At 61.8% G+C, this 20,705-nt stretch carries 22 protein-coding genes; 16 read left to right on the top strand and 6 right to left on the bottom strand.

The genetic code is table 11. The features are described from left to right. Window positions 1-292, top strand: a 292-nt coding sequence (locus tag ACR0EZ_RS18775; protein ID WP_480615987.1) for an IclR family transcriptional regulator domain-containing protein, incomplete at its 5' end; no start/stop codon positions are given. A 68-nt stretch (window positions 293-360) separates the two neighbouring features. On the opposite strand, the gene ACR0EZ_RS18770 is transcribed toward ACR0EZ_RS18775, so the two are convergent. Then, window positions 361-1,380, bottom strand: a complete 1,020-nt coding sequence (locus ACR0EZ_RS18770; RefSeq protein ID WP_480615985.1) for a LacI family DNA-binding transcriptional regulator — start codon at window positions 1,378-1,380, stop codon at window positions 361-363. A 110-nt stretch (window positions 1,381-1,490) separates the two neighbouring features. On the opposite strand from ACR0EZ_RS18770, the gene ACR0EZ_RS18765 reads away from it, so the two are divergent. The 9 genes from ACR0EZ_RS18765 to ACR0EZ_RS18725 all read left to right on the top strand — a co-directional run bounded on the left by ACR0EZ_RS18765 (window position 1,491) and on the right by ACR0EZ_RS18725 (window position 12,033). Further along, a complete protein-coding gene (locus ACR0EZ_RS18765) occupies window positions 1,491-2,339 on the top strand; it encodes a sugar phosphate isomerase/epimerase family protein (protein WP_480615983.1) in 849 nt (282 codons plus the stop codon). Further along, window positions 2,336-3,856, top strand: a complete 1,521-nt coding sequence (locus tag ACR0EZ_RS18760; protein WP_480615981.1) for a sugar ABC transporter ATP-binding protein — start codon at window positions 2,336-2,338, stop codon at window positions 3,854-3,856. The genes ACR0EZ_RS18765 and ACR0EZ_RS18760 overlap by 4 nt, the downstream gene beginning before the upstream one ends. Beyond that, entirely contained in the window at window positions 3,853-4,818 is a 966-nt protein-coding gene (locus ACR0EZ_RS18755) for an ABC transporter permease (RefSeq protein ID WP_480615979.1), read from the top strand. Before ACR0EZ_RS18760 ends, ACR0EZ_RS18755 begins: the two co-directional genes overlap by 4 nt. Continuing rightward, window positions 4,818-5,768 carry an ABC transporter permease gene (locus ACR0EZ_RS18750; protein ID WP_480615977.1) on the top strand — a complete coding sequence of 317 codons (951 nt, stop codon included), beginning with the start codon at window positions 4,818-4,820 and terminating at the stop codon, window positions 5,766-5,768. Before ACR0EZ_RS18755 ends, ACR0EZ_RS18750 begins: the two co-directional genes overlap by 1 nt. Window positions 5,769-5,802: 34 nt before the next feature. Next, a complete protein-coding gene (locus ACR0EZ_RS18745) occupies window positions 5,803-6,927 on the top strand; it encodes a substrate-binding domain-containing protein (protein WP_480615975.1) in 1,125 nt (374 codons plus the stop codon). A 63-nt stretch (window positions 6,928-6,990) separates the two neighbouring features. Further along, window positions 6,991-8,052, top strand: coding sequence for a sugar phosphate isomerase/epimerase family protein (locus ACR0EZ_RS18740; RefSeq protein ID WP_480615973.1), 1,062 nt, complete (start codon window positions 6,991-6,993; stop codon window positions 8,050-8,052). A gap of 17 nt (window positions 8,053-8,069) precedes the next feature. Then, window positions 8,070-9,173, top strand: a complete 1,104-nt coding sequence (locus ACR0EZ_RS18735; protein ID WP_480615997.1) for a Gfo/Idh/MocA family protein — start codon at window positions 8,070-8,072, stop codon at window positions 9,171-9,173. Window positions 9,174-9,347: 174 nt separating this feature from the next. Continuing rightward, window positions 9,348-10,298 carry a GlxA family transcriptional regulator gene (locus tag ACR0EZ_RS18730; RefSeq protein ID WP_480615995.1) on the top strand — a complete coding sequence of 317 codons (951 nt, stop codon included), beginning with the start codon at window positions 9,348-9,350 and terminating at the stop codon, window positions 10,296-10,298. 181 nt (window positions 10,299-10,479) lie between these two features. Next, entirely contained in the window at window positions 10,480-12,033 is a 1,554-nt protein-coding gene (locus tag ACR0EZ_RS18725) for a trimethylamine methyltransferase family protein (RefSeq protein ID WP_480615971.1), read from the top strand. A gap of 90 nt (window positions 12,034-12,123) precedes the next feature. Here ACR0EZ_RS18725 and ACR0EZ_RS18720 read toward each other — a convergent pair whose 3' ends face one another. The 4 genes from ACR0EZ_RS18720 to ACR0EZ_RS18705 form a co-directional block, all read right to left on the bottom strand. Beyond that, entirely contained in the window at window positions 12,124-12,858 is a 735-nt protein-coding gene (locus ACR0EZ_RS18720) for an SDR family NAD(P)-dependent oxidoreductase (RefSeq protein WP_480615969.1), read from the bottom strand. After that, the gene (locus ACR0EZ_RS18715; RefSeq protein ID WP_480615967.1) at window positions 12,855-13,586 is read right to left on the bottom strand and encodes an SDR family NAD(P)-dependent oxidoreductase; all 732 of its coding nucleotides are present in this window, start codon (window positions 13,584-13,586) and stop codon (window positions 12,855-12,857) included. Before ACR0EZ_RS18715 ends, ACR0EZ_RS18720 begins: the two co-directional genes overlap by 4 nt. 84 nt (window positions 13,587-13,670) lie before the next feature. Continuing rightward, a complete protein-coding gene (locus tag ACR0EZ_RS18710) occupies window positions 13,671-14,774 on the bottom strand; it encodes a mandelate racemase/muconate lactonizing enzyme family protein (RefSeq protein WP_480615965.1) in 1,104 nt (367 codons plus the stop codon). Between the two features lie 36 nt (window positions 14,775-14,810). Beyond that, window positions 14,811-15,362: a TetR/AcrR family transcriptional regulator gene (locus ACR0EZ_RS18705; RefSeq protein WP_480615963.1), complete on the bottom strand. Its 552-nt coding sequence runs from the start codon at window positions 15,360-15,362 to the stop codon at window positions 14,811-14,813. A gap of 248 nt (window positions 15,363-15,610) precedes the next feature. Here ACR0EZ_RS18705 and ACR0EZ_RS18700 point away from each other — a divergent pair. The 3 genes from ACR0EZ_RS18700 (at window position 15,611) to ACR0EZ_RS18690 (ending at window position 17,496) form a co-directional block, all read left to right on the top strand. Then, window positions 15,611-16,368 (top strand): IS5 family transposase gene (locus tag ACR0EZ_RS18700; protein WP_480615961.1). Its coding sequence is split into 2 segments (ribosomal slippage): window positions 15,611-15,932 and window positions 15,932-16,368, totalling 759 coding nucleotides; the frame shifts between segments, so codons are not numbered across the junction. A gap of 452 nt (window positions 16,369-16,820) precedes the next feature. Then, window positions 16,821-16,946: a hypothetical protein gene (locus tag ACR0EZ_RS18695; protein ID WP_480615959.1), complete on the top strand. Its 126-nt coding sequence runs from the start codon at window positions 16,821-16,823 to the stop codon at window positions 16,944-16,946. A 145-nt stretch (window positions 16,947-17,091) separates the two neighbouring features. Beyond that, entirely contained in the window at window positions 17,092-17,496 is a 405-nt protein-coding gene (locus tag ACR0EZ_RS18690) for a RidA family protein (protein ID WP_480615957.1), read from the top strand. A 106-nt stretch (window positions 17,497-17,602) separates the two neighbouring features. On the opposite strand, the gene ACR0EZ_RS18685 is transcribed toward ACR0EZ_RS18690, so the two are convergent. Then, complete coding sequence (locus tag ACR0EZ_RS18685) at window positions 17,603-18,214, bottom strand: cupin domain-containing protein (protein ID WP_480615955.1); 612 nt, start codon at window positions 18,212-18,214, stop codon at window positions 17,603-17,605. Between the two features lie 258 nt (window positions 18,215-18,472). On the opposite strand from ACR0EZ_RS18685, the gene ACR0EZ_RS18680 reads away from it, so the two are divergent. From ACR0EZ_RS18680 to ACR0EZ_RS18670, 3 genes are all read left to right on the top strand, one after another. Next, window positions 18,473-19,210 (top strand): substrate-binding periplasmic protein, encoded by a 738-nt coding sequence (locus tag ACR0EZ_RS18680; RefSeq protein ID WP_480615953.1) that lies wholly within the window; start codon window positions 18,473-18,475, stop codon window positions 19,208-19,210. A gap of 76 nt (window positions 19,211-19,286) precedes the next feature. Further along, window positions 19,287-19,943, top strand: a complete 657-nt coding sequence (locus ACR0EZ_RS18675) for an amino acid ABC transporter permease (RefSeq protein ID WP_480615951.1) — start codon at window positions 19,287-19,289, stop codon at window positions 19,941-19,943. After that, entirely contained in the window at window positions 19,940-20,677 is a 738-nt protein-coding gene (locus tag ACR0EZ_RS18670; protein WP_480615949.1) for an amino acid ABC transporter ATP-binding protein, read from the top strand. Before ACR0EZ_RS18675 ends, ACR0EZ_RS18670 begins: the two co-directional genes overlap by 4 nt. The last annotated feature ends 28 nt before the right edge of the window (window positions 20,678-20,705 follow it).

Here is a 20,705-nt window from a genome sequence, read left to right as displayed (position 1 = left end):
GTTTCTTGCCGCCGGAAATCTGCAACCGCAGACCGAACGCTCGTTGACTTCACCCGGGGCGTTGCGAACGGAAATCCAGCGCATTGCCGAGCGTAGGTATTCCACCGATGACGAGGAATTCATGACCGGAATGTCAGCCCTTGCGGTGCCGGTTCAGGACGGGCAGGGCCGGTTGGTGGCCACGCTGTCGGTGCACGCCCCGACACAACGCCATGACGTGACCAGCCTGATGTCGTTTCTGGAGATATTGCAAAAGGGGGCGAACGAGCTGTCGGCCCTGTTGGCCGAATGACCCGCGCCTGAGATCGCGATTTCAGCCTGAATTGATGTTCCGACCAATCGCCACTGCATCCTCGGGTTTCACGCATGCCCAGGCGGTGCGGCCACGCTGTTTCGCGTCACGATCCTGTGCTCCAGAAACACCGGACCGGCAGGGGGGGCGCTTTTGTCCAGCAGTTCCAGCAATATTCCCATCGCCCGTTGCCCGATCAGGTTTCGCGCCTGATGCACTGTCGTCAACTCGGGCTGGAAGATGCGGGAAAACGGTACGTCGTCGAAGCCCATGACGGATATCTGGCCGGGGATGGAATATCCCTGTTTCTGAAGGCTCCGGATGACGCCCATGGCGGATTCGTCATTGGCACAGAAGGCGGCGGTTGTATCCGGGTGCCGCGCAATCAGCTGGTCCGCCGCCCGCTCTCCGTCGGCATAGGTGAAGCCGCCGGGGATTGTGTGGATGTGGTCTGTCAGACCGGCTTGGGTCATCGCCTGAACATACCCGGCGCGGCGGTCTTCGGTCAGCGCGTTGCCTTCGGGTCCGGTGACATGGGCGATCTTTCGGTGCCCCTGGGCCAGCAGATAATGCGTGGCATCGAATGCCGCTTTGCGGTTGTCGGTCCCGACATGCGCATAGCCCGCATCCTCGAGACGTTCCGAGATCGAGACGACCGGGGTGCCCTCGGGCAGCATCCCGTCCGGCGGCGCGGCGCCGTTCAGGATCAGGGCCCCGTCGGCGCGCCCGTTGCGCAGGTTTTCCAGGATCTTCGCATAGCGCGCGTCGTCGCCGTTGGTGTTGCCAATCAGGATCGTCAGATTGGCGCGGGTCGCAACCTCTTCGATGCCCGACAGGATCTTGGAAAAGAACGGGTTGGAAATATCCGGCAGGATGACCAGCACCGTCCCCGACCGGTTGCGCCGCAGCATCTGTGCGGCGGTATTGACGCTGTACCCGGTTTCCGAGACAGCCGTGAACACCGCATCGCGTGTCTTTTGGGAAACGATATCAGGCGATTGCAACGCCCGGCTGACCGTCGCGGTCGAGACTCCGGCCACTCGTGCAACATCCCGAACCGTGGGTCTCTTGTTCGAATTTCTTGTCATGCTGACGATTTATAGCAGCGTGAAACGGAAAATGTAATGGTTTACATAAGCAATGAAATCGATTACATAGATTCGCACCGTTGCAACTTCTGAACTTCTGGGGAGGGGACATGAAGCTGGGTGTGAACCTGCTGTGCGTCGGTGGGCTGATCGACAGGGCGCAGTTGGAGTTTTGCCAGCTTGCTGCCGAGGCAGGGTATGACGGTGTCGAAATCCCGATCCTCGAAGGGACCGCCGATCACTATGCCTGGCTGGGGGCCGAACTGGATGCGCTGGGGCTGGACCGGACCTGCACCGCGATTGTGCCCGATCCCAATGCGGACCCCACCAGCGCCGACCCCGATATCCGGGCGGGCGGTGTTGCTCATCTGAACTGGATACTGGACTGCGCCACGGCGCTGGGGGCCGAAACCATCGGCGGGCCGTTTCATGCGCCCATCGGGCATTTCACCGGCAGCGGGCCAACCGCCGGGGAATGGCAGCGCGGGGCCGAGCTGCACCACCGGATGGCTGAAAACGCGGCAGCGCGGGGGATGCGGCTGGCGCTGGAGCCCCTGAACCGGTTCGAAACCCACTTCCTGAACACCGCCGAACAGGCGGCGCAGTATTGCGAACTGGTCGACCATGCCGCTTTCGGGATCCTGTACGACACGTTCCACGCGCATATCGAAGAAAAGGATCAGGCGCAGGCGATTGCGGCGCTGTCTGGCCGGATCAACGTTCTGCATGTCTCGGAAAATGACCGGGGCACGCCCGGAACCGGGCAGATCGATTTCGGCACGATCTTTTCCGCGGTGAAGAAAACCGGCTTTGACGGCTGGGTGGTGATGGAGGCCTTTGGCGCAGGCGTTCCCGAAATTGCTGCGGCCACACGCATCTGGCGGCCGATGTTCGACGATCACCCGCAGCTGTTTCACGACAGCGCCGCGTTCATTCGCAAAGGCTGGGCGCAGGCATGAGCGGTGATGCCCTCTTTGAGATGAAAGGGATCTCCAAGGTCTTTCCGGGGATCAAGGCGCTGGATGCGGTCAGTTTCTCGGCCCGATCGGGCGAGGTGCACGCGCTGGTCGGGGAAAACGGCGCGGGCAAATCCACACTGATGAAGGTGCTGTCGGGCGTCTATCAGGCGGAACAAGGCGACATCTTCCTGCGCGGTCAGAAGGTGCGGTTTCAGCACCCGCTGGAATCGCTCGCGCAAGGGGTCAGCGTGATCTATCAGGAATTCTCGCTGCTGCCCGACCGGACGGTGGCCGAAAACATCTTTCTGGGCCGCGAACCCACGCGCCTTTGGGGCCTGCTGGACAGCGACAGGATGCGGCGCGAAACGCAGGACGTCCTGGCGCTGTTCGGGGATCGCCATCGCTTTGGCCCGGACACCTTGGTCAGCGATCTGGACGTCGCGCAGCAGCAGATGGTCGAGATCGCCAAGGCGCTGTCCCTTAACGCGCAGGTCATCGTCATGGATGAACCAACGGCGGCGCTGAACGATACCGAGTGCGATCTGCTGTTCCAACTGGTCGAAAATCTGCGCGGGCAGGGGCGCTCGATTGTCTATATCACCCACCGCATGCGCGAAATCCGCCGTCTGGCCGACCGCGTCACCGTCATCAAGGACGGCAAGGTCGCCGCCGCGTTCGATCAGGTGCCCGAAACCGGCCAGATCGTCGAGGCGATGGTCGGGCGCGATATCGGGCATTTCTATCCCGAACCCGCCACGCCGGAGGAAATTGGCGCGGCGGTGCTGACCGTGCGCGGCGGCGGCAATGACCGGCTGTTCGACATCGATCTCGACCTGCGCGCGGGTCAGATCACCGGGTTTGCCGGTGTTCAGGGCGCTGGCCGCACGGCGCTGGCGCTGGCCCTGTTTGGCGCGGAACCGTTCGAGTCGGGCGCGGTTACGGTTGAGGGCAGACCGGTCCCGCTGACCAGCCCGCGCAGCGCCGCCAAGGCCGGGATCGCCATGCTGCCCGGCGACCGCAAGGCCGAGGGCCTGATGCTGATGCAATCGGTCCGTGACAACGGCATGATCTCGGCGCGGGCCTTTTCCAGCGCCCTGGGGGCACCGAACCACTCGCCGATTGCCTCGCTCGATCAGATGGACGCGCTGTTTGACGTCTTCGATCTGCGTGCGGCGAATTACGAGGTCGAGATTCAGTCTCTGTCCGGGGGCAACCAGCAAAAGGCCATCGTTGCGCGCTGGCTGTCGCTGGCCCCGAAGGTTCTGATCTTTGTCGAACCGACCCGTGGCATCGACGTCAACACCAAGGCCGGGATATACGCCCAGATGCGCAAACTGGCACAAGAGGGCGCAGCGGTGATGGCGATTTCGTCTGACCTGCCCGAGGTTCTGGGCATCTCGGACCGGGTTCTGGTGATGAGCGACGGCAAGATCGTGGCCGAGTTCGGCCATGGTGCCAGCGAGACCGAGGTCATGCATGCAGCGACCGAGGCGCATCTTGAACTGGAAGCCTCATGAAGATCGGCAGGCCCCGGAACCTCGCGGCCCTTGCGCCGTTCCTGCTGCTGCTGGTGGCGGTGGCGATCTATGTCATCGTCGCCGTGGCGACCGGGCAGACGCAATATCTGACCGCCGAAAACCTGCTGGGCCTGTTGGGGCGCTCGATTGCTCTGGGGATCACCGCAGTAGGTCAAACTTTTACCATCCTGATCGCCTCGATTGATCTGAGCGTGGCGAACCTGATTTCAGTCTCTGCCGTGTTGGCCTCATCGATCATGTCGGGCGATCCGGCGATGATGTTGCCCGCGATTGCTGCCGTTCTGGCGGTGGGGGTCGTGGTCGGCCTGATCAACGGGCTGGTGATCACCCAGTTCGAGGTCAACCCGCTGATCGCCACCCTTGGCATGGCGCTGATCCTGCAAGGGTTGCTGAGCGCCACGTTCAACAATTTCGCCGGAGAGGTACCGGAAGAGTTTCAGGTCTTCGCTTACGGGCAGGTCGGCGGCATCTCGGTCAGCCTGATCTTCCTGATTGCCCTGACCGTGGCGGCCTGGGTGTTCCTTCGTTTCACCCGCGCGGGGTCAAACATCTATTCGGTCGGCGGCAACCCGGATGCGGCCAAGCTTGCAGGCATGCGCACCACCCGCGTGGTGATCATGGCGCATGTGATCTGCTCGGTCTGCGCCACTATCGCGGGGCTGTATCTGGCCAGCCGGTTACGCTCGGGCGCGCCGTGGATCGGGCGGGACGGGGTTTACGATCTGGAATCCATCGCCGTCGTTGTCATCGGCGGTACGGCGCTGTCCGGCGGGCGCGGCGGCGTCTGGGGCACGTTGATGGGGGTGATGATCTTTTCGCTGATCGACTCGATCTTCAACATTGCCGGTGTCGACGCCTTTGCCAAACAGATCCTGCGCGGGGTCATCATCGTGGCCGCCGTCGCCGTCTATGCCGTGCGCAGCCGGAGGATCGAGGCATGATGGCCCGGCTGGAACAGATCAACCCGGTCTTTCTGGTGCTGGTGCTGCTTTTTGTGGCAATCGCGATCCTGTCGCCCTATTTCCTGCAGCCGACCGGTTACATGAACTTCCTCAAACGCGCCGCGCCAATTGCGATTCTGGCGGTGGGGCAGCTTTACGTCATCAACTCGGGCGGGTTCGACCTGTCGGCAGGCGCATTGGTGACGCTTACGGTGATCGGCAGCTCGATCCTGCTGGACGGGGATGCCGGCGCGACATGGTGGGTGATCCTGGTCATGCTGGGCGCGGGCGTGATCGTGGGCGTGGTGAATGCGCTGGTGGTGTCGTGGCTCAAGGTGCCGTCGATCATTGCCACGCTGGGGATGATGATCACGCTCAGCGGTGTGGCCCTGACATGGTCGGGCGGTGCGCCGCGCGGATACCTGCCCGAGAATTTCCGCTTTTTCGGACGCTATCTGATCAAGGACCTGCCGCTGATCAAAATCCTGCCGGTGGCGGTGATCGTGATGGTGGTGGTCTGCGCCGCCATGTGGTGGCTGATGCACCGCACCAATTACGGCAAGCGCCTGATCGCCATGGGCGACAATCCAAAGGCCGCCTTGCTGGCCGGGGTCCCACTGACGGAAACGCGGATTGTGGCGTTTGTCATGTCCTCGGTCTCGGCCGTCATCGCCGGGATATTGCTGGGCGGCTTTGCGGGCGTCTCCACCGATGTGGGCATCGGGCTTGAGCTTCAGGCGATCACCGCCGCCGTCATCGGCGGGGCGCAATTGCTGGGCGGGCGCGGCACCGTGGGGGCCACGATTGCGGGCGCGCTGGTGCTGCAGGCGATGTTCACGCTGCTCAACATTCTGGGTTTCCCGAAACCCATCCGCGATGTGGTGCAGGGGCTGATTTTGATCTCGGCGGTGGTGATCGCCGGATACCGACGACGCCGATCAGGGGGATAGGCGCCCGATATTTTACCGAGGAGGAGGAAACAAGATGATCAACAAATGTACAGCGACCGCCCTGACGGCGCTGGTGGTGGCCTTGCCCGCCCAGGCGCAGAACTTTGACGATCCGGCCGAATTCGCCAAGCAAAAAGACATGCTGGGCGCAGCCGCCAATGGCGATGCGGCAACCCCCTGGCTGCAGCATTATGGCGACGTGATGGCCGATACCTCGGGTTTCAAAAAGGATGGCCCGCATACGATCTGCTTCTCGAACGCGGGCGTTAACAACCCGTGGCGCGTAGTCGGCTGGAATACCATGCAGGCCGAGGTGGAACAGCATGACAATATCGCCGAGTTCGTCGTGACCGACGCCGAAGGCTCAGACGACAAGCAGATTGCCGATATCGAGGATCTGCTGGCCGGTGGCACCTGTGACGCCCTGATCGTGTCCCCCAACACGACCGCAGCTCTGACCCCCGCTGTGGAAAAAGCCTGCGAGCAACTTCCCGTGATCGTGTTCGACCGGGGTGTGAACACCGATTGCCCCGTGACCTTTATCAAACCGGTCGGCGGCTATGGTTTCGGCATCCAGTCGGGTGGGTTCATCGCCGCCAACGCGCCCGAAGGGTCCGACGTGCTGATGCTGCGCATCCTGCCCGGCGTCGACGTTCTGGAAACCCGCTACTCTGCCGCGAAACGTATTCTGGAAGAGGCCGGTCTGAACATCGTTGGCGCGGAATTCACCGATGGCGACCGCGCCAAGACCAAGGCGATTGTCGAGGATTATATCCAGCGCGGCAACCAGTTGGGCGCGGTCTGGATGGACGCGGGCGCAACCTCGGTCGCGGCCATCGAGGCGTTCGAGGATATGGGGCTGGACGTGCCGATTGTCACCGGCGAAGACCAGCAGGATTTCCTGCAGAAATGGCAGGAGATCGGGATGACCACCATCGCGCCGACCTATCCGACCTATCAGTGGCGCACGCCGATTCTGGCGGCTCTGAAAATTCTGGATGGCGAGGCGATCCCCGGCCCGGAATGGAACCTGCCGCAACCGGCGATCACCAACGACAATCTGGCTGATTTCGTGAACCCGTCGATGCCGCCGCTGCACTACGCGGCCTGCGGTTGCGAGGGCATGCCGGGCTACCCCGAACGCTGGGGCGGCAAGTAACCACCTGACCCCGTCAGGCCCCGGTCGGGGCCTGACACACCGGATTTTTCAAGGGAGGCTGATATGCCGGGTGCGATCAAGGGACCGGGACTATTTCTTGCGCAGTTTGCCGATGATGCGGCTCCGTTCAATTCGCTGGGCGCGATTGTGGAATGGGCGGCGGGTCTGGGCTATAAGGCGGTGCAGATCCCCACGTTTGACGGGCGTTTGTTCGATCTGGACAAAGCCGCCGACAGCCAGACCTATTGCGATGAGATCCTCGGCACCTGCCGCGAGGCGGGCGTTGAGGTCAGTGAGCTTTCGACCCATCTGCAGGGCCAGCTGGTCGCGGTGCATCCCGCCTACGATCTGGCCTTTGACGCTTTCGCGCCCAAAACCGTCCATGGCAATCCGCAGGCGCGGCAGGGCTGGGCCGTAGATCAGGTCAGGAAAGCCGCGATCGCATCCCGCCGCATGGGGCTGGACACCTCGGTCAGCTTCACCGGGTCGCTGGCCTTTCCCTATCTCTATCCCTGGCCGCAGCGCCCGCAGGGCCTGATCGAAGAGGCCTTTGCCGAGCTTGCCCGCCGCTGGCACCCGATCTTTGACGCTTACGCCGAGCAAGGCGTGGCCATCGGCTTTGAAATCCACCCGGGCGAGGATGTGTTCGACGGGGCCAGCTTCGAGATGTTCCTTGATGCGGTGAACGGGCATGAGGCCTGCCGGATCAACTACGACCCCTCGCATTTCCTGTTGCAGCAGATGGATTATCTGGAGTTCATCGACCTCTACCACGACCGCATCTGCGCCTTTCACGTCAAGGATGCAGAGTTCAACCCGACCGGTCGGCAAGGCGTTTATTCCGGCTATCAGGGCTGGACCAACCGCGCCGGGCGCTTCCGTTCTCTGGGCGACGGGCAGGTGGATTTCGGCGCGATTTTCTCGAAGCTGACGCAATATGGCTATGACAGCTGGGCGGTTCTGGAATGGGAATGTTGCCTGAAATCCCTCGAACAGGGGGCCGCCGAAGGCGCGCCCTTCATCGCGCGCCATATCATCGAGACCACCGACAAGGCGTTTGATGACTTCGCCGGTGGCGAGGTTGATCAGGCCATGATCCGAACCATGCTGGGGCTGGGCCAGTGACCGTGTTGAAACTGGGCATGGTCGGCGGCGGGCAGGGCGCGTTCATCGGGGCCGTGCACCGGATCGCGGCCCGGCTGGACGGGCGCTGGCATCTGGTGGCGGGGGCGCTGTCGTCCGATCCGCAGCGTGCTGCGGCATCCGCGCAGGAACTGGGGATCGCGCCCGACCGATCCTATGCCGATTTCCGCCAAATGGCAGACGCCGAGGCCGCGCGCGACGATGGCATCGACGCGGTTGCCATCGTCACCCCGAACCATATGCATGCCGACCCGGCGATTGCATTTCTGCAGGCCGGGATCCACGTGATCTGCGACAAACCTCTGGCCGCCACGACCGAGGATGCCGCCCGCATCAGGGCGGTGGCCGATGCCTCATCCGCGCATTTCATCCTGACCCATAACTACACCGGCTATCCGATGATTCGGCAGGCGCGCGACATGGTGCAGGCGGGCGAGTTGGGCAGGTTGCGGCTGTTGCAGGTGGAATACGCGCAGGACTGGCTGACGGAACCGGCTGATACCGACAACAAACAGGCCGACTGGCGCACCGATCCGGAGCGGTCGGGGGCAGGGGCCATCGGCGATATCGGCACCCATGCGTTCAACCTGGCGCATTTCGTGACGGGCGAGGTGCCCTCGCACCTGGCCGCCGATCTGACCAGCATGGTTCCGGGCCGTCAGGTGGATGACAACGCCCACATCCTGCTGCGCTATGCCAGCGGCGCGCGGGGCATGCTGTGGGCCAGTCAGGTGGCGGTGGGCAACGAAAACGGTCTGCGCCTGCGGGTCTATGGCGAACGCGGCGGGCTGGAATGGGCGCAGGAACATCCCAATCACATGCGGTTCAGCCGGTTCGGCCAGCCGCCGCAGACCTTGACGCGCGGCTCCGGCGCAATGACGTCCCCGGCGGCCAAACGCGCCACCCGCATCCCGCCGGGCCACCCCGAAGGCTACCTTGAAGGCTTTGCCACGCTTTATGCCGAGGCTGCGGACCTGATCCGGGGCGATCAAGGCGCGGGCCGTTTGCTGCCCGGTCTTGCGGACGGTTTGCTGGGCATGGCGTTCATTTCCGGCGCGCTGGCATCGTCAAAAAATGACTGTAGCTGGACCGAATTGCCCTGAATTTAGGCGAGGGGTGAACCGCGCCCGCCATTCCCGAACCGGCATGGGCCAAAGGGGGCAAGCGCCGGGCGCTTGCGATCGAAACGCCCATCAAGTCGGCTTGACGTCATATGACCTTGTGCTGTAGCCAGAATTTCACCCCATGGAATGTTGCAAGGCGACTATGTGACGGTCATGTCCCAGCCGCAAAAAGTTGTGTTCTTTCTGACGGATGAGTTTTCGCACCTCGCGTTTTCCTGCGCGGTCGAGCCGTTGCGGATCGCAAATCTCATCAGCGGGAAAGACCTGTACGAATGGTCGCTGCACTCGGAAGACGGGGAACCCGTTGCGTCCTCGAACGGGTCCAAAACCTCGGTAGACGGGGATTTCTCGGCGGTCGCCAAATGCCACCGGATTTTTGTGTTGTCCGGCATCAACATGCGAAACCATGTCAGCCGTCCGTTGCTGTCAGCGCTGCGCCGGGAACGCGCCAAAGGAACCAGAATCGGCGCTCTGTGTTCCGGGGCATGGATATTGGCCGAGGCCGGGTTTCTGGGCGGATGCAAAGCCGCCATTCACTGGGAGTATCACGACAGCTTCATGGAGGAGTTTCCGGATGTGAATCTGGTGCGCAGCGTTTTTGTTGCCGACGAAAAACACATCACGGCGTCAGGGGGCACCGCGACGGCAGACCTGATGCTGCATCTGATTGAAGCGGAACATGGCGAGGACCTTGCGCTCGATGTTGCGGATCAGATGGTCTATGTCGCGGTCCGGAACGCGACGGCGGAACAGCGGGTTTCACTGCAATCGCGGAACGGCATGCGCAACAAGCATCTTGCGGGCGCGATCCGTATCATGCGGGACCGGATCGATGACCCGACCCCTCCGTCTTCGATTGCGGCCAGGCTAGGGATTTCCACCCGCCAGCTTGAACGGCTGTTCGGGAAATATCTGAATTCGACGCCCAAGAAATACTATGTCGAAATGCGTCTGGACCGGGCCAGAAAGCTTTTGCTGCAGACCGAGGATTCCATAACCGACATTGCCATGGCCTGCGGCTATGAAAGCCCCGGTCACTTTGCCAAGGTCTATCGCGCACGCTTTGGGGTCTCGCCGCACGCTCAGCGGAATAAAATCAGCTGACATCACAATTCGGCTGCTGTTTGGGGCCACCGCCGCGCGGTTTGCGTTCCGCACATCGGGCAGCAGGGGCGGCTTTGCGCCTGTGACGAAGATATGTCGCTTCCATCAAAATTACTTCGCAAGACGGGACGCATGATCATCCGGGACGTGGGATAGTCTCCGAAATCACTGGAGACTCACGATGACCACTGAAAGCCGTACCCGTTCTCGTTCGGGCGGTCGGTCTGCCCGTCGGGCGATCCGCACCGCGCCCCGGTTTGACATGCTGCCCGGCCTGACCCGCAACATTCCGCTGTGCGAAGTGATGGATCATGCGCAGGTCGAGATGATCGACAACGCGGCCATGGACATTCTGGAAAATGTCGGGGTTCAGTTCCGCGATCCGATTGCGCTGGAAGACTGGAGGAAAGCCGGGGCCAGGATCGATGGCGAACTGGTCTATCTGGACCGTAATATGGTGCGCGAGCTGATCTCGACCATTCCGGCGCAGTTCACCTATCACGCGCGCAATCCCAACAACAATGTCAGGCTTGGCGGCAAGCATTCGGTGTTCGTGCCGATGACCGGCGCGCCCTTCCTGCGCGATCTGGACGATGTGCGCCGGAACCCGACGCTGGACGATCTGGCGATGTTCCACAAGCTCAGCCACATGATGCCCGCGCTGCACAGCTCGGCCCACCATATCGTCGAACCTTATGATCACCCGATCAGCCAGCGGCATTTGCGCATCACCTATTCGTCGATGAAATATTCGGACAAGATGTTCATGGGCATGACCACCTCGCCCAAGAACGCCGAGGACGTGATGGACATGTGCGCCATTCTGTTCGGCGATGAGTTCATCGACAACAACCCGGTCACCACCGGCAATTGCAACGGCAACAGCCCGCTGGTCTGGGACGAGACCATGCTGGGCGCGATGCGCGCCTTCTGCCGCCGCAACCAGCCGGTTTTGTGCTCGCCCTTCGTGCTGGGCGGCGCGAACACGCCTGCATCCGTCCCCGCCACCGTGGCCCAGCTGACCGCCGAAGCGCTGTCGGCGCTGGCCTATACGCAGGTGGTCCGCAAGGGCTGCCCGGCGATCTGGGGCCACTACCTGTCGACCGTGTCGATGAAATCCGGCGCGCCGATGGCGGGCACACCCGAGATCAGCCTGATGAACTTTATGATCGGCCAGATGGCGCGGTTCTACGACGTGCCGTGGCGCACCTCGAACACGCTGGGCGGGGCCAAGACGTTCGACGCGCAGGCCGGATACGAATCCGCCACCACGCTCAGCGCGGTTGTCCATGCGGGCGCGCATTATATCTGGCACTCGGCGGGCTGGAACGAGGCGGGCATGCATTGCTCGGTCGCCAAATTCGTCGTGGATGCGGAACAATGCGCCATGGCCTACCGCATGGCCGAGGGGCCGAAATGGCATGATTTCGATCAGGCCGTTGCCGCGGTTCCCGATATCGGCCCCGGCGGTCACTATCTGGGCCACCCGCACACGCAGGACAATTTCCAACAGGCGTTTTTCATGCCCGATCTGTTCGACAACAACTCGATCGAGCAATGGCAGGCCGAAGGCAGTGTCGAGATCACCGAGCGCGCCCTGAAACACGCCAGAAAGCTGCTGGGGGAATATGAAGAGCCGAAGCTGGACGAAGCCAAGAACGAAGAGCTGCTGGACTACATCGCCCGCCGCGAGCGCGAGATTCCGGCGGCGGAAGAACTGAACCAGAGCTACTGAGGAAACTTCCCTCCCCAAACTGGCCCGCCGCAACAGGCGGGCTTCTTTTTTTCTGCTCTTGCAGGGGCTTATGGGCCCGGCATCACGGTCTCAGGGCAAGCTCAATTGCGCCATGCGCCCGCCATCGACGGTATAGACCTGCCCTGTGATGAAGCCGCTTTCCCCGGCAGCCAGAAACGCGGCCAGGGCGGCGACTTCTTCGGGTTTGCCGGTCCGCGCCACGGGATGGATCTTGCCTATGTCGCGCCGGAACGCCTGTGGATCGGGCATGGACTTGATGAAATCGAGGTTCAGATCGGTGTCGATCCAGCCCGGCGCGATTGCGTTGCAGCGGATGCCCTCGGCCCCGTGATCGACCGCGACGGCGCGGGTCAGCCCGTGCAGCCCTGCCTTTGACGCACAATAGGCCGCGTGGCCCGGATTGCTGCCCAACCCCTCGATAGAGCCGGTATTGACGATACTGCCCCGCGTCGCGCGCAGATGGGGCAGGGCGGCCTGTATCATCAGAAACGGCGCGGTCAGGTTGACGGTCACGGTTTTCTGCCAGTCCGTCAGGCTCATATCCTCGACCCGGGCCTCTTGCATCATCCCGGCATTGTTGACCAGAACGTCCAGCCGCCCGGCGCGGGTTATGAGCTCGGCCACCACCTGCGCAGGAGAGGCCGGATCAGTGAAATCGGCGGCGATCCCTTCAAATATGTCGTCGGGCCCGCGCTGCGCGGTGAAAACGCGCGCGCCTTCGTCAGCCAGCCGCGCGGCGATGGCCTGCCCGATCCCCGAACGCCCGCCGGTGACCAGCGCCACTTTGCCTTCGAACCGCCTCATGCGACCGGTTTCCCGCCATTGACCTCGACCAGCGCGCCGCACATGTAACGCGCCGCGTCCGAAGCCAGGAACAGGACCACATCGGCGATGTCTTCGGGTTCGGCAATGCGACCAAGAGGGACGGTTTTGCCAAGTTCAGCCACCGCCTTGTCGGGGTCGAAGCCGCGTTTGGCGAAGCCGGACCGCAGCATCGGCGTGTTCACCTCATTGGGGCAGACCGCATTGATGCGGATGCCCTGATGCGCGTGATCCATGCCCATGCATTCGGACAGCGAGGCGATGGCGGCCTTGGTCATGCAATAGAGCGCATGGTTCGGACCGGGCGCCTTGCCGCCCCAGCAGGACGCGGTGTTGACGATGGCTCCGCCGCCGGTTTCCGCCATCAGCGGGATGGCAGCGCGGCAGATCCGAAACGGGGCCTCGACATTCACGCCCATCGACAGCGCCCAGTCGGTATCCGAGGTCTCGGTCACCGGGCCGCGCGTGATGACGCCCGCGTTGTTGATGACGATATCCAGCCCGCCCAACGCTTTTTGCGCCGCTGCGGCCAGATTGTCGCTGTACTGCGGATCAAGCAGATCGCCGGGCAGATGCGCCTCGGCCCCGATCCCGTCTGTCGCGCGGTCGGCAACGGCCACTTTCGCGCCGTTTGCCCGCAGCTTTTCGGTGATGGCCTTGCCGATGCCTCCGGCAGCGCCGGTGACAAGGGCGCGTTTGTCTTTGAACATGGTTCCCTTTCCTAAGGTGGCGACCGCCTGTCCCGGCAGGCCGCGGTGTACGGTTACGCCGGGAACCGGCGCATCAGGCTCTCCTCAGAACGACGCGATGGGGTCGCCAATGGCGCTTTCATCGGGGGTGATGCCAAGGCCCGGCCCGGTCGGGCGCCGGATATGTCCGCCCACAATTTGGATGCCGTTTTCCGGATCATAATTGCCCTCGATATAAGGCGCAGCGAGCCACGCGCCCTCCATCAACGAGGGGCGCACAGTCGATGCGATCTGGGTGCAGGCCGCCGCGATGATATCGCCGCCCCAGCTGTCATCGCAGGTATGCGGCAGGTTGCGCGCGTCGCAGATATCCCGGAAGGCGCGCATGTTCTGCAGGCCGCCGATCCGGGTCACCTTCATGCCGAACCCATCGACCAGACCGGTTCCGGCGGCCGAGATCACGGTGTTCAGATCGACGCTGTTTTCATCCATGTAAATCCCGTGGCACACCTGCGGGCGGATCTTTTGCAGGTCCTCATAGCTGTTGCAGGGCTGTTCCATGATGAACGGTATCTCGGGGCATTCCCGGCTGACCCGCAGGTCATCGCGGGTGGTCCATCCCCGGTTGCCATCGACGGCAAGGCGCATGCCCGACCCGCGAATGACCTCCCAGACCTTTCGGATGGTCTCGATATCGATCTCGACAGGGCGGCCGCCGACCTTGACCTGCAGGCGCGGATAGCCCTCGTCCCTTTTCTCTTTCGCCAGTCTGGCAATGTCATCCGGCGCCCCGATGCCGGTGGCATAGTAGGAGGGCACCCGATCCGTCTGCGCCCCGCCCAGCAGGTCCGCGACATTGACGCCCAGCTTCCTGCTGATCAGGTCATGCGCCGCGATATCGATGGCCGCCTTGGCATAATTGTGACCGTTCAGCAGGCTGTTCATCTTGTGAGTCAGCGCCACCGGCCAGAGATCGGCCCCGATCAGCCCCTTCGCCATCTCGGTCAGCGCGGCCAGTGCCCCTTTTGCATGCGCCTCGGCATAGGTCGGGCCGACCGGGCAGGTCTCGCCCCAGCCCACGGTGCCGCTGTCGTCTGTCAGTTTGACCAGCGTTGTCTCCAGCGCCCGGACCTCGGCATTGGCCATGGTGTAGGGGCCGTTTTTGACCGGCAGTTCATGGGCGTAGATGTGGATTTCCTTGATCTTCACGTCCGTTCCTTTTGTCGTCCTGCCGGTTGATCCGGTTTAATGAATATTCGCAGCCCCAAGCAGCGCCCGGGCGCAGCGCAGCGTCGCCGCCGAGGCCTGCCTGACCCCGATCAGGCGCGCGGTTTCCGTCAGCCCCTCGTGCAGGACGAACAGGGCTTCCGCCAGAGCGTCGGCATCGCAGCCGGCATCGACCTTCAGCAGCCGCGCGCGGAACATGTCCCGGACATGCGCCTTGTGAGTCTCGACAGCGTCGCGGATCGGTTCGCTTTCAGGATAAGCCGCCAGAGCGTTGCGAAACAGGCATCCGGTGTTGGATACTTCAACTAGCCAGTCCGACAGGCGGACAAGCACATGCAGCACATGATCCGCGCCTTCGGCATCATCGTGACCGATCCAGTCCGAATAAGCGACATCCCGGTGGGTCAACGCCCCGATCACCATCGCCTCGCGGCTGGGAAAATATTTGTACAGGGTCCGAAGCGAGACATTGGCACCAACGCGCAACGCTTCGACACCCTGGGTTGCAAAACCCATTTCGGAAAACTGACGGTCAAGATTCTCGGCAATCTGCGTTTGTGTATCATTCATAGAGGCCAGGGTAGAGCGATCGCTCTACCAATCTTGCCAGTTTGCGACACCACTGTCTGCGCAACGACAAGGCGCTGAATTGAAACCGTCTTTCAGCAGTCCGGCCCAATTCGAAATGTCACCAACGTTGCAATCGAAAACGTCATTGTTATGATTCCCCCCGTTACGATTTGCCTTGGTTATTAGGGTCAGGACCCATTGATTTCCGTTTTGCGGCGTGATTCACGGTTCAAAAACGAGCGGTGAACATGTCTGATCTCTTCTGGCTTACGGATGCGCAAATGGCGCGTCTGGAGCCCTTTTTCCCGAAGCCCCACGGCAAGCCGCGCGTCGATGACCGGCGTGTGTTGAGCGGGATTATCTTCATCAATCGCAATGGTTTGCGGTGGCGGGATGCCCCTGCTGCCTATGGACCGCACAAGACGCTGTACAATCGATGGAAACGGTGGAGCGACAAGGGCATCTTCGCGCGAATGATGGCTGGCCTGGCCGCCGAGCACGGCGAACAGAAGACTGTGATGATCGACGCGACCTATCTGAAGGCTCACCGGACAGCGACCAGCATGGGCGTCAAAAAGGGGGGCGTGGACGCCTGATTGGTCGAACCAAGGGCGGCATGAACACCAAACTGCACGCCATCTGCGACAGTCAGGGACGCCCGCTGAACCTGTTTATAACCGCAGGACAGGTCAGCGACTACATCGGTGCTCGGGCTCTGTTCAGCGGCATACCGAATGTCGATTGGCTACTCGGAGATCGCGGATACGATGCCGATTGGTTCCGAGAAGCGTTACAAGACAAAGGGATACGCGCTTGTATCCCCGGTCGGAAGCAGCGCAAGACAACGGTGAAGTACGACAAGCGCCGATACAAACGCCGCAACCGGATCGAGATCATGTTTGGCAGGCTCAAGGATTGGCGCCGTGTGGCAACCCGTTACGACAGGTGCCCGAAAGTCTTCCTCTCAGCAATCGCCCTCGCAGCTCTCGTCATCTATTGGCTATGAGCCCTGAACCTAACGGGGTGTCACGCCCGACGCGGCACGAGATCGCAGCCGGTGGCGCGGCGATCCGGACGTGTTGCAATACGGTTTTGCATCATTCCTCTTTTTCCCCGGTTTCCGAAAAGGCGACAAGTGCGTTCGCGACAAAAAGGCCTGCAAGCGACAAAAATTATCGCTGCAGGCCCGAAATCCGCCGGTGCAAAAGACCGTCGGGTGGGGATTGCGCCACTATTCGTACCACCAGCGTTCGTGGGTTTTGGCACCATCCGTTTCCCACTACGCGACGCACTGCCATTCAGCCGTCTGCTGCGCCCCTGAACTGCAAACGGTGTGTCGGACAGGAGGCCACTTTATGCTTTAAGTCTAAAACATTTAATCTTGAAATATTTTGCCGCGCGTGTACGCTCCCAACAATCAGATTCAGGCGCAGGAGCCTGCGGCTTTTGAACGGGAGGGTGCCATACCTATTGCTTGTCTGGGCGGTGATCGTGGTGTTGGGCGATGCCTCGACCATCCCGTGGTCGGCCGAAAACGCCTTGCGCGCGGCGACCCGGGCCGGGATGGGTGTGATCCGGGTATGAATATGGATGGCAAACATATGAGCGTTCCGGTCGACAGTCGCCCCGCGATGCCGAACACCGAAACCGGCAAGGTGCAGCGCTTTCGGCTAGGGTTGGACGGATGACCGGTCAAACTGAATATCAGGACCACGATGGAGGCAACGTAATGAAGCCCAAAGTGATTCACCCCGAAGGATGGGCGCGTGCCCTTGGTTACGCCAACGGCATGCTGATGCCAGATGGAACCCTGCATGTGGGCGGGCAGATCGGTTGGGACAAGGACAAGAAATTCGCCAGCGGCGGCTTTATCGGGCAGATGGAACAGGTCCTGACCAACATCGCCGAGATTGTCCGCGCGGCGGGCGGCGATGTCACCGATATCGGGCGCCTGACCTGGTATGTGAAGGACAAGCGCGAATACGTGACCAGGCAACGGGAAATTGGCCAGACCTATCAGCGTATCTTTGGCAAGCATTACCCCGCCATGTCCCTGCTGTTCATCAAGGATTTTGTCGAGGACGAGGCCCTGATCGAGATCGAGGCCACCGCCTATATCGCACCTGCAGAGTGACAGGCACCGGCGTGCGCCAATCGGCTGGGGGCAGTGATTGCCTGTGCGTCTGTTGCAGGATGGTCGCGACCCGGACCATGACCTTCAGAACCGGACTTAGCACCCTCTACCAGATCGGCGGGGTCGTCGCCCAGATGACCCGGCATTTCCCGTTGCCAAGGTTGCGGAACCGGTGCGGAAGCTTGCTTTCGAAGTGAAACGAGTCGCCCTCGTTCAGCGTATAGGCGCGGCCGTCGATCAGCAATTCCAGGCAGCCTTCAATCACGACGCCGCATTCTTCGCCCGCATGTGAATAAGGTTCGGCGCCGGAACCGCCGAACTGGTCCAGTTCAAGATCCATGACCTGAAGCTCGCCTTCGTCATGCGCCGTCAGAAAGGATTTCATCATCCCCTTGCCGCTCAGATCGATGGATCTGCGGCGGTTGGCGCGCACGATATAGCCGTCGTCATGGGCCGGGCCGCCTTCTTCGCCGCCGAACAGATACAGGACCTGCACCTGCAAGGCGGAACTGATCGCGCGCAGCACCCGGACGGAGGGCGAAGAGATGCCGCGTTCGATCTGACTGAGCAGACCGACCGATATCCCCGCCGAGTCGGACACCTGTGCCAGCGACAGGCCAAGCTCCTTGCGCCGGTCGCGTATGGTGCGGCCCAGATGCCGATCCTCGTCCGTCGGCGCGTGCTCGGTCGGTTCTGCGTGATCTGCGGTGTGTGACATGGCGATGATGTACCGGTTGCTTCCAGAGTGCTGCCCGTTCAACCTATCGGCTGGAATTGTTCATGTCCATGAAAATGGATTGATAATTGACGTCAATACAAGGCTAACCATTGGTTATCGCCCCCTGATTTCAAATACGTGAAAATTTTGTTGACGTATATTCACTTTCCTATAGCGTTCCCCGTGAACCTTTCATAGGCGGCATATCCATGGTGCTGATAAGAAAGGTACAATCCAGCTGGGAGAATTTTTATACACGTGAATAAACTCGTCGCCCTGGCCGCGTCAGCCTATCTGTCCCTGGGCGCCGCCGCCCTTGCCGAGACCCTGAATGTGGCTGTGACAACAACCGGTGTTCCCTTCACCTTCGTCGACACGCAAACGCAGGAACCGACCGGCGCGATGGTCGATATCGCCAATGCGATCGGGTCGGAAATCGGGGCCGATATCAACTTTGAGATCACCGCCTTTTCCGCACTTATTCCCGCCCCGAACACCGGCAAGATCGACCTGATCTCGGCCGGGATGCTGATCACCGACAGGCGCGCGCAGGTCGTGGATTTCTCGGAAAGCCCCTACAGCTATGGCGATGCCATGTTCGTGGCGGCGGATAACCCCGAGAATTACACCCGCGACGATCTGGCCGGCGAAGTGATCGGGGCGCAGGTTGGAACGGTATATGCCGACGCGCTGACCGAAATCGGCGGGTTTGGCGAAATCAAACTGTATGACTCGATTGCCGACATCATGCGCGACGTTCAGCTGGGCCGGATCAAGGCCGGGTTCGTCGATGGCCCGATCGTGGGTTACCAGATTTCCCAGAACCCCGATCTGGGTGTCCGGCTGGTCGAAGGATACGAGCCGATGAAACCGGGCAATGTCGGTCTGACCGTGGACAAAGGCAATGCCGAATTGCTGGGCCAGGTGAACGCGGCGCTGGTCAAGATGCAGGACAACGGAGAGCTGCAGGCCATCTTCGGCAAATACGGTCTGTAACAGGCTACCCGGAAATGACGGCGGCGGTCGCGGCGGAAAAACGCTGCGGCCGTCATCGCAGCAGGACCCAATACCAATGTCTTCCTTCTTTGAGCGCTCGGTCGAGTATATGCCGCTGTTGTGGAGCGGCCTGAAACTGACGATTGCCGTCACCATTCTGGCGCTGATCCTGTCAACGCTGCTGGGGCTGTTCTGGGCGCTGCTCAGAACCTCGGGCATCCCGGCGCTGGCCAAGGCCATCCGCTATCTGACCGAGTTCATCCGCGGCATCCCGATCCTGGTGGTGCTGTTCTACATCTACTTCGTCATGCCCGAGATCGGCATCGACCTGACTGCGTTTCAGGCCGGGGTGATCGGATTGGCGCTGACCTATTCCTGCTTTATCGGCGAGACCTTCCGGGCCGGGATCGAGGCGGTGGATCGCGGCCAGATCGAAGCGGCGAAATCCATCGGGATGAAACATGGCATGATGATGCGCCGGGTCGTGCTACCGCAGGCGTTCCGGATCATCCTGCCGCCCTACGGCAACAACACGATCATGCTGCTCAAGGACAGTTCGCAGGTCTCGGTGATTTCGATCGCGGAACTGACCATGCGGGGCAAGACCCTGGCGTCGTCGACCTTTGACAACATGACCGTATTCACGCTGGTGGCGTTCCTCTATCTCTGCCTGACCATCCCCCTGAACATCGCCATCCGGCGGGTCGAAGCCAAGCTGGACGGCGCGAAATGATCGAATTCAACAACGTACACAAGTCCTTTGGCCCGCTCGACGTTCTGAAAGGCGTCAATGCCAAGGTTGACGCGGGCGAGGTCGTCTGTCTGATCGGTCCGTCCGGGTCGGGCAAATCCACGATGCTGCGCTGCGTCAACGGGCTGGAATCCTACGAGGCCGGCGATCTTTTCATCGACGGGCAGCGCGTGGACGTCTCGTCCCCCGCGATCCACGGCTTGCGGGCGCAGGTGTCCATGGTGTTCCAGCGGTTCAACCTGTTTCCGCACCGCACCGCGCTTGAAAACGTCATGGAGGGTCCGGTCTACGTTCTGCAACAGGACAAGGCCGAGGTGCGCGACCGCGCCATTGCCCTGCTGGAACGGGTCGGTCTGGCTGAAAAGATCGACGCCTATCCGGCCTCGCTGTCCAGCGGCCAGCAACAGCGGGTTGCCATCGCCCGCGCCCTTGCCATGCAGCCCCGTGCCATTTTGCTGGACGAACCGACCTCGGCGCTGGATCCCGAGATGGTGGGTGAGGTTCTGCAGGTCATGCGCTCGCTGGCCGAGGAACACATGACCATGCTGGTGGTGACCCACGAGATTCAGTTCGCGCGCGAAGTCGCCGACCGGGTTCTGTTTCTGGACAAGGGGCAGATCGCCGAACAGGGACCGGCAAAAGAGGTGCTGCACAACCCCTCGCATCCCCGCACCCGCGATTTCCTCAGACGGGTCACGCACCCGGAAGCGGGTTAGGACCGTGGCCCCACACGCCGCGGCCGTT

This window comes from Ruegeria sp. AK4 (assembly GCF_056541025.1).
Note: the sequence above shows the minus strand (reverse complement) of the source record. Positions and strands in the feature narration are given on the sequence as shown.

Excerpts from the sequence above, each read along its gene's own strand:
- ACR0EZ_RS18770 (WP_480615985.1), bottom strand. The coding sequence starts at position 1,380 with ATGACAAGAAATTCGAACAAGAGACCCACGGTTCGGGATGTTGCACGA.
- ACR0EZ_RS18765 (WP_480615983.1), top strand. The coding sequence starts at position 1,491 with ATGAAGCTGGGTGTGAACCTGCTGTGCGTCGGTGGGCTGATCGACAGG.
- ACR0EZ_RS18760 (WP_480615981.1), top strand. The coding sequence starts at position 2,336 with ATGAGCGGTGATGCCCTCTTTGAGATGAAAGGGATCTCCAAGGTCTTT.
- ACR0EZ_RS18755 (WP_480615979.1), top strand. The coding sequence starts at position 3,853 with ATGAAGATCGGCAGGCCCCGGAACCTCGCGGCCCTTGCGCCGTTCCTG.
- ACR0EZ_RS18750 (WP_480615977.1), top strand. The coding sequence starts at position 4,818 with ATGGCCCGGCTGGAACAGATCAACCCGGTCTTTCTGGTGCTGGTGCTG.
- ACR0EZ_RS18745 (WP_480615975.1), top strand. The coding sequence starts at position 5,803 with ATGATCAACAAATGTACAGCGACCGCCCTGACGGCGCTGGTGGTGGCC.
- ACR0EZ_RS18740 (WP_480615973.1), top strand. The coding sequence starts at position 6,991 with ATGCCGGGTGCGATCAAGGGACCGGGACTATTTCTTGCGCAGTTTGCC.
- ACR0EZ_RS18735 (WP_480615997.1), top strand. The coding sequence starts at position 8,070 with ATGGTCGGCGGCGGGCAGGGCGCGTTCATCGGGGCCGTGCACCGGATC.
- ACR0EZ_RS18730 (WP_480615995.1), top strand. The coding sequence starts at position 9,348 with ATGTCCCAGCCGCAAAAAGTTGTGTTCTTTCTGACGGATGAGTTTTCG.
- ACR0EZ_RS18725 (WP_480615971.1), top strand. The coding sequence starts at position 10,480 with ATGACCACTGAAAGCCGTACCCGTTCTCGTTCGGGCGGTCGGTCTGCC.
- ACR0EZ_RS18720 (WP_480615969.1), bottom strand. The coding sequence starts at position 12,858 with ATGAGGCGGTTCGAAGGCAAAGTGGCGCTGGTCACCGGCGGGCGTTCG.
- ACR0EZ_RS18715 (WP_480615967.1), bottom strand. The coding sequence starts at position 13,586 with ATGTTCAAAGACAAACGCGCCCTTGTCACCGGCGCTGCCGGAGGCATC.
- ACR0EZ_RS18705 (WP_480615963.1), bottom strand. The coding sequence starts at position 15,362 with ATGAATGATACACAAACGCAGATTGCCGAGAATCTTGACCGTCAGTTT.
- ACR0EZ_RS18690 (WP_480615957.1), top strand. The coding sequence starts at position 17,092 with ATGAAGCCCAAAGTGATTCACCCCGAAGGATGGGCGCGTGCCCTTGGT.
- ACR0EZ_RS18685 (WP_480615955.1), bottom strand. The coding sequence starts at position 18,214 with ATGTCACACACCGCAGATCACGCAGAACCGACCGAGCACGCGCCGACG.
- ACR0EZ_RS18675 (WP_480615951.1), top strand. The coding sequence starts at position 19,287 with ATGTCTTCCTTCTTTGAGCGCTCGGTCGAGTATATGCCGCTGTTGTGG.
- ACR0EZ_RS18670 (WP_480615949.1), top strand. The coding sequence starts at position 19,940 with ATGATCGAATTCAACAACGTACACAAGTCCTTTGGCCCGCTCGACGTT.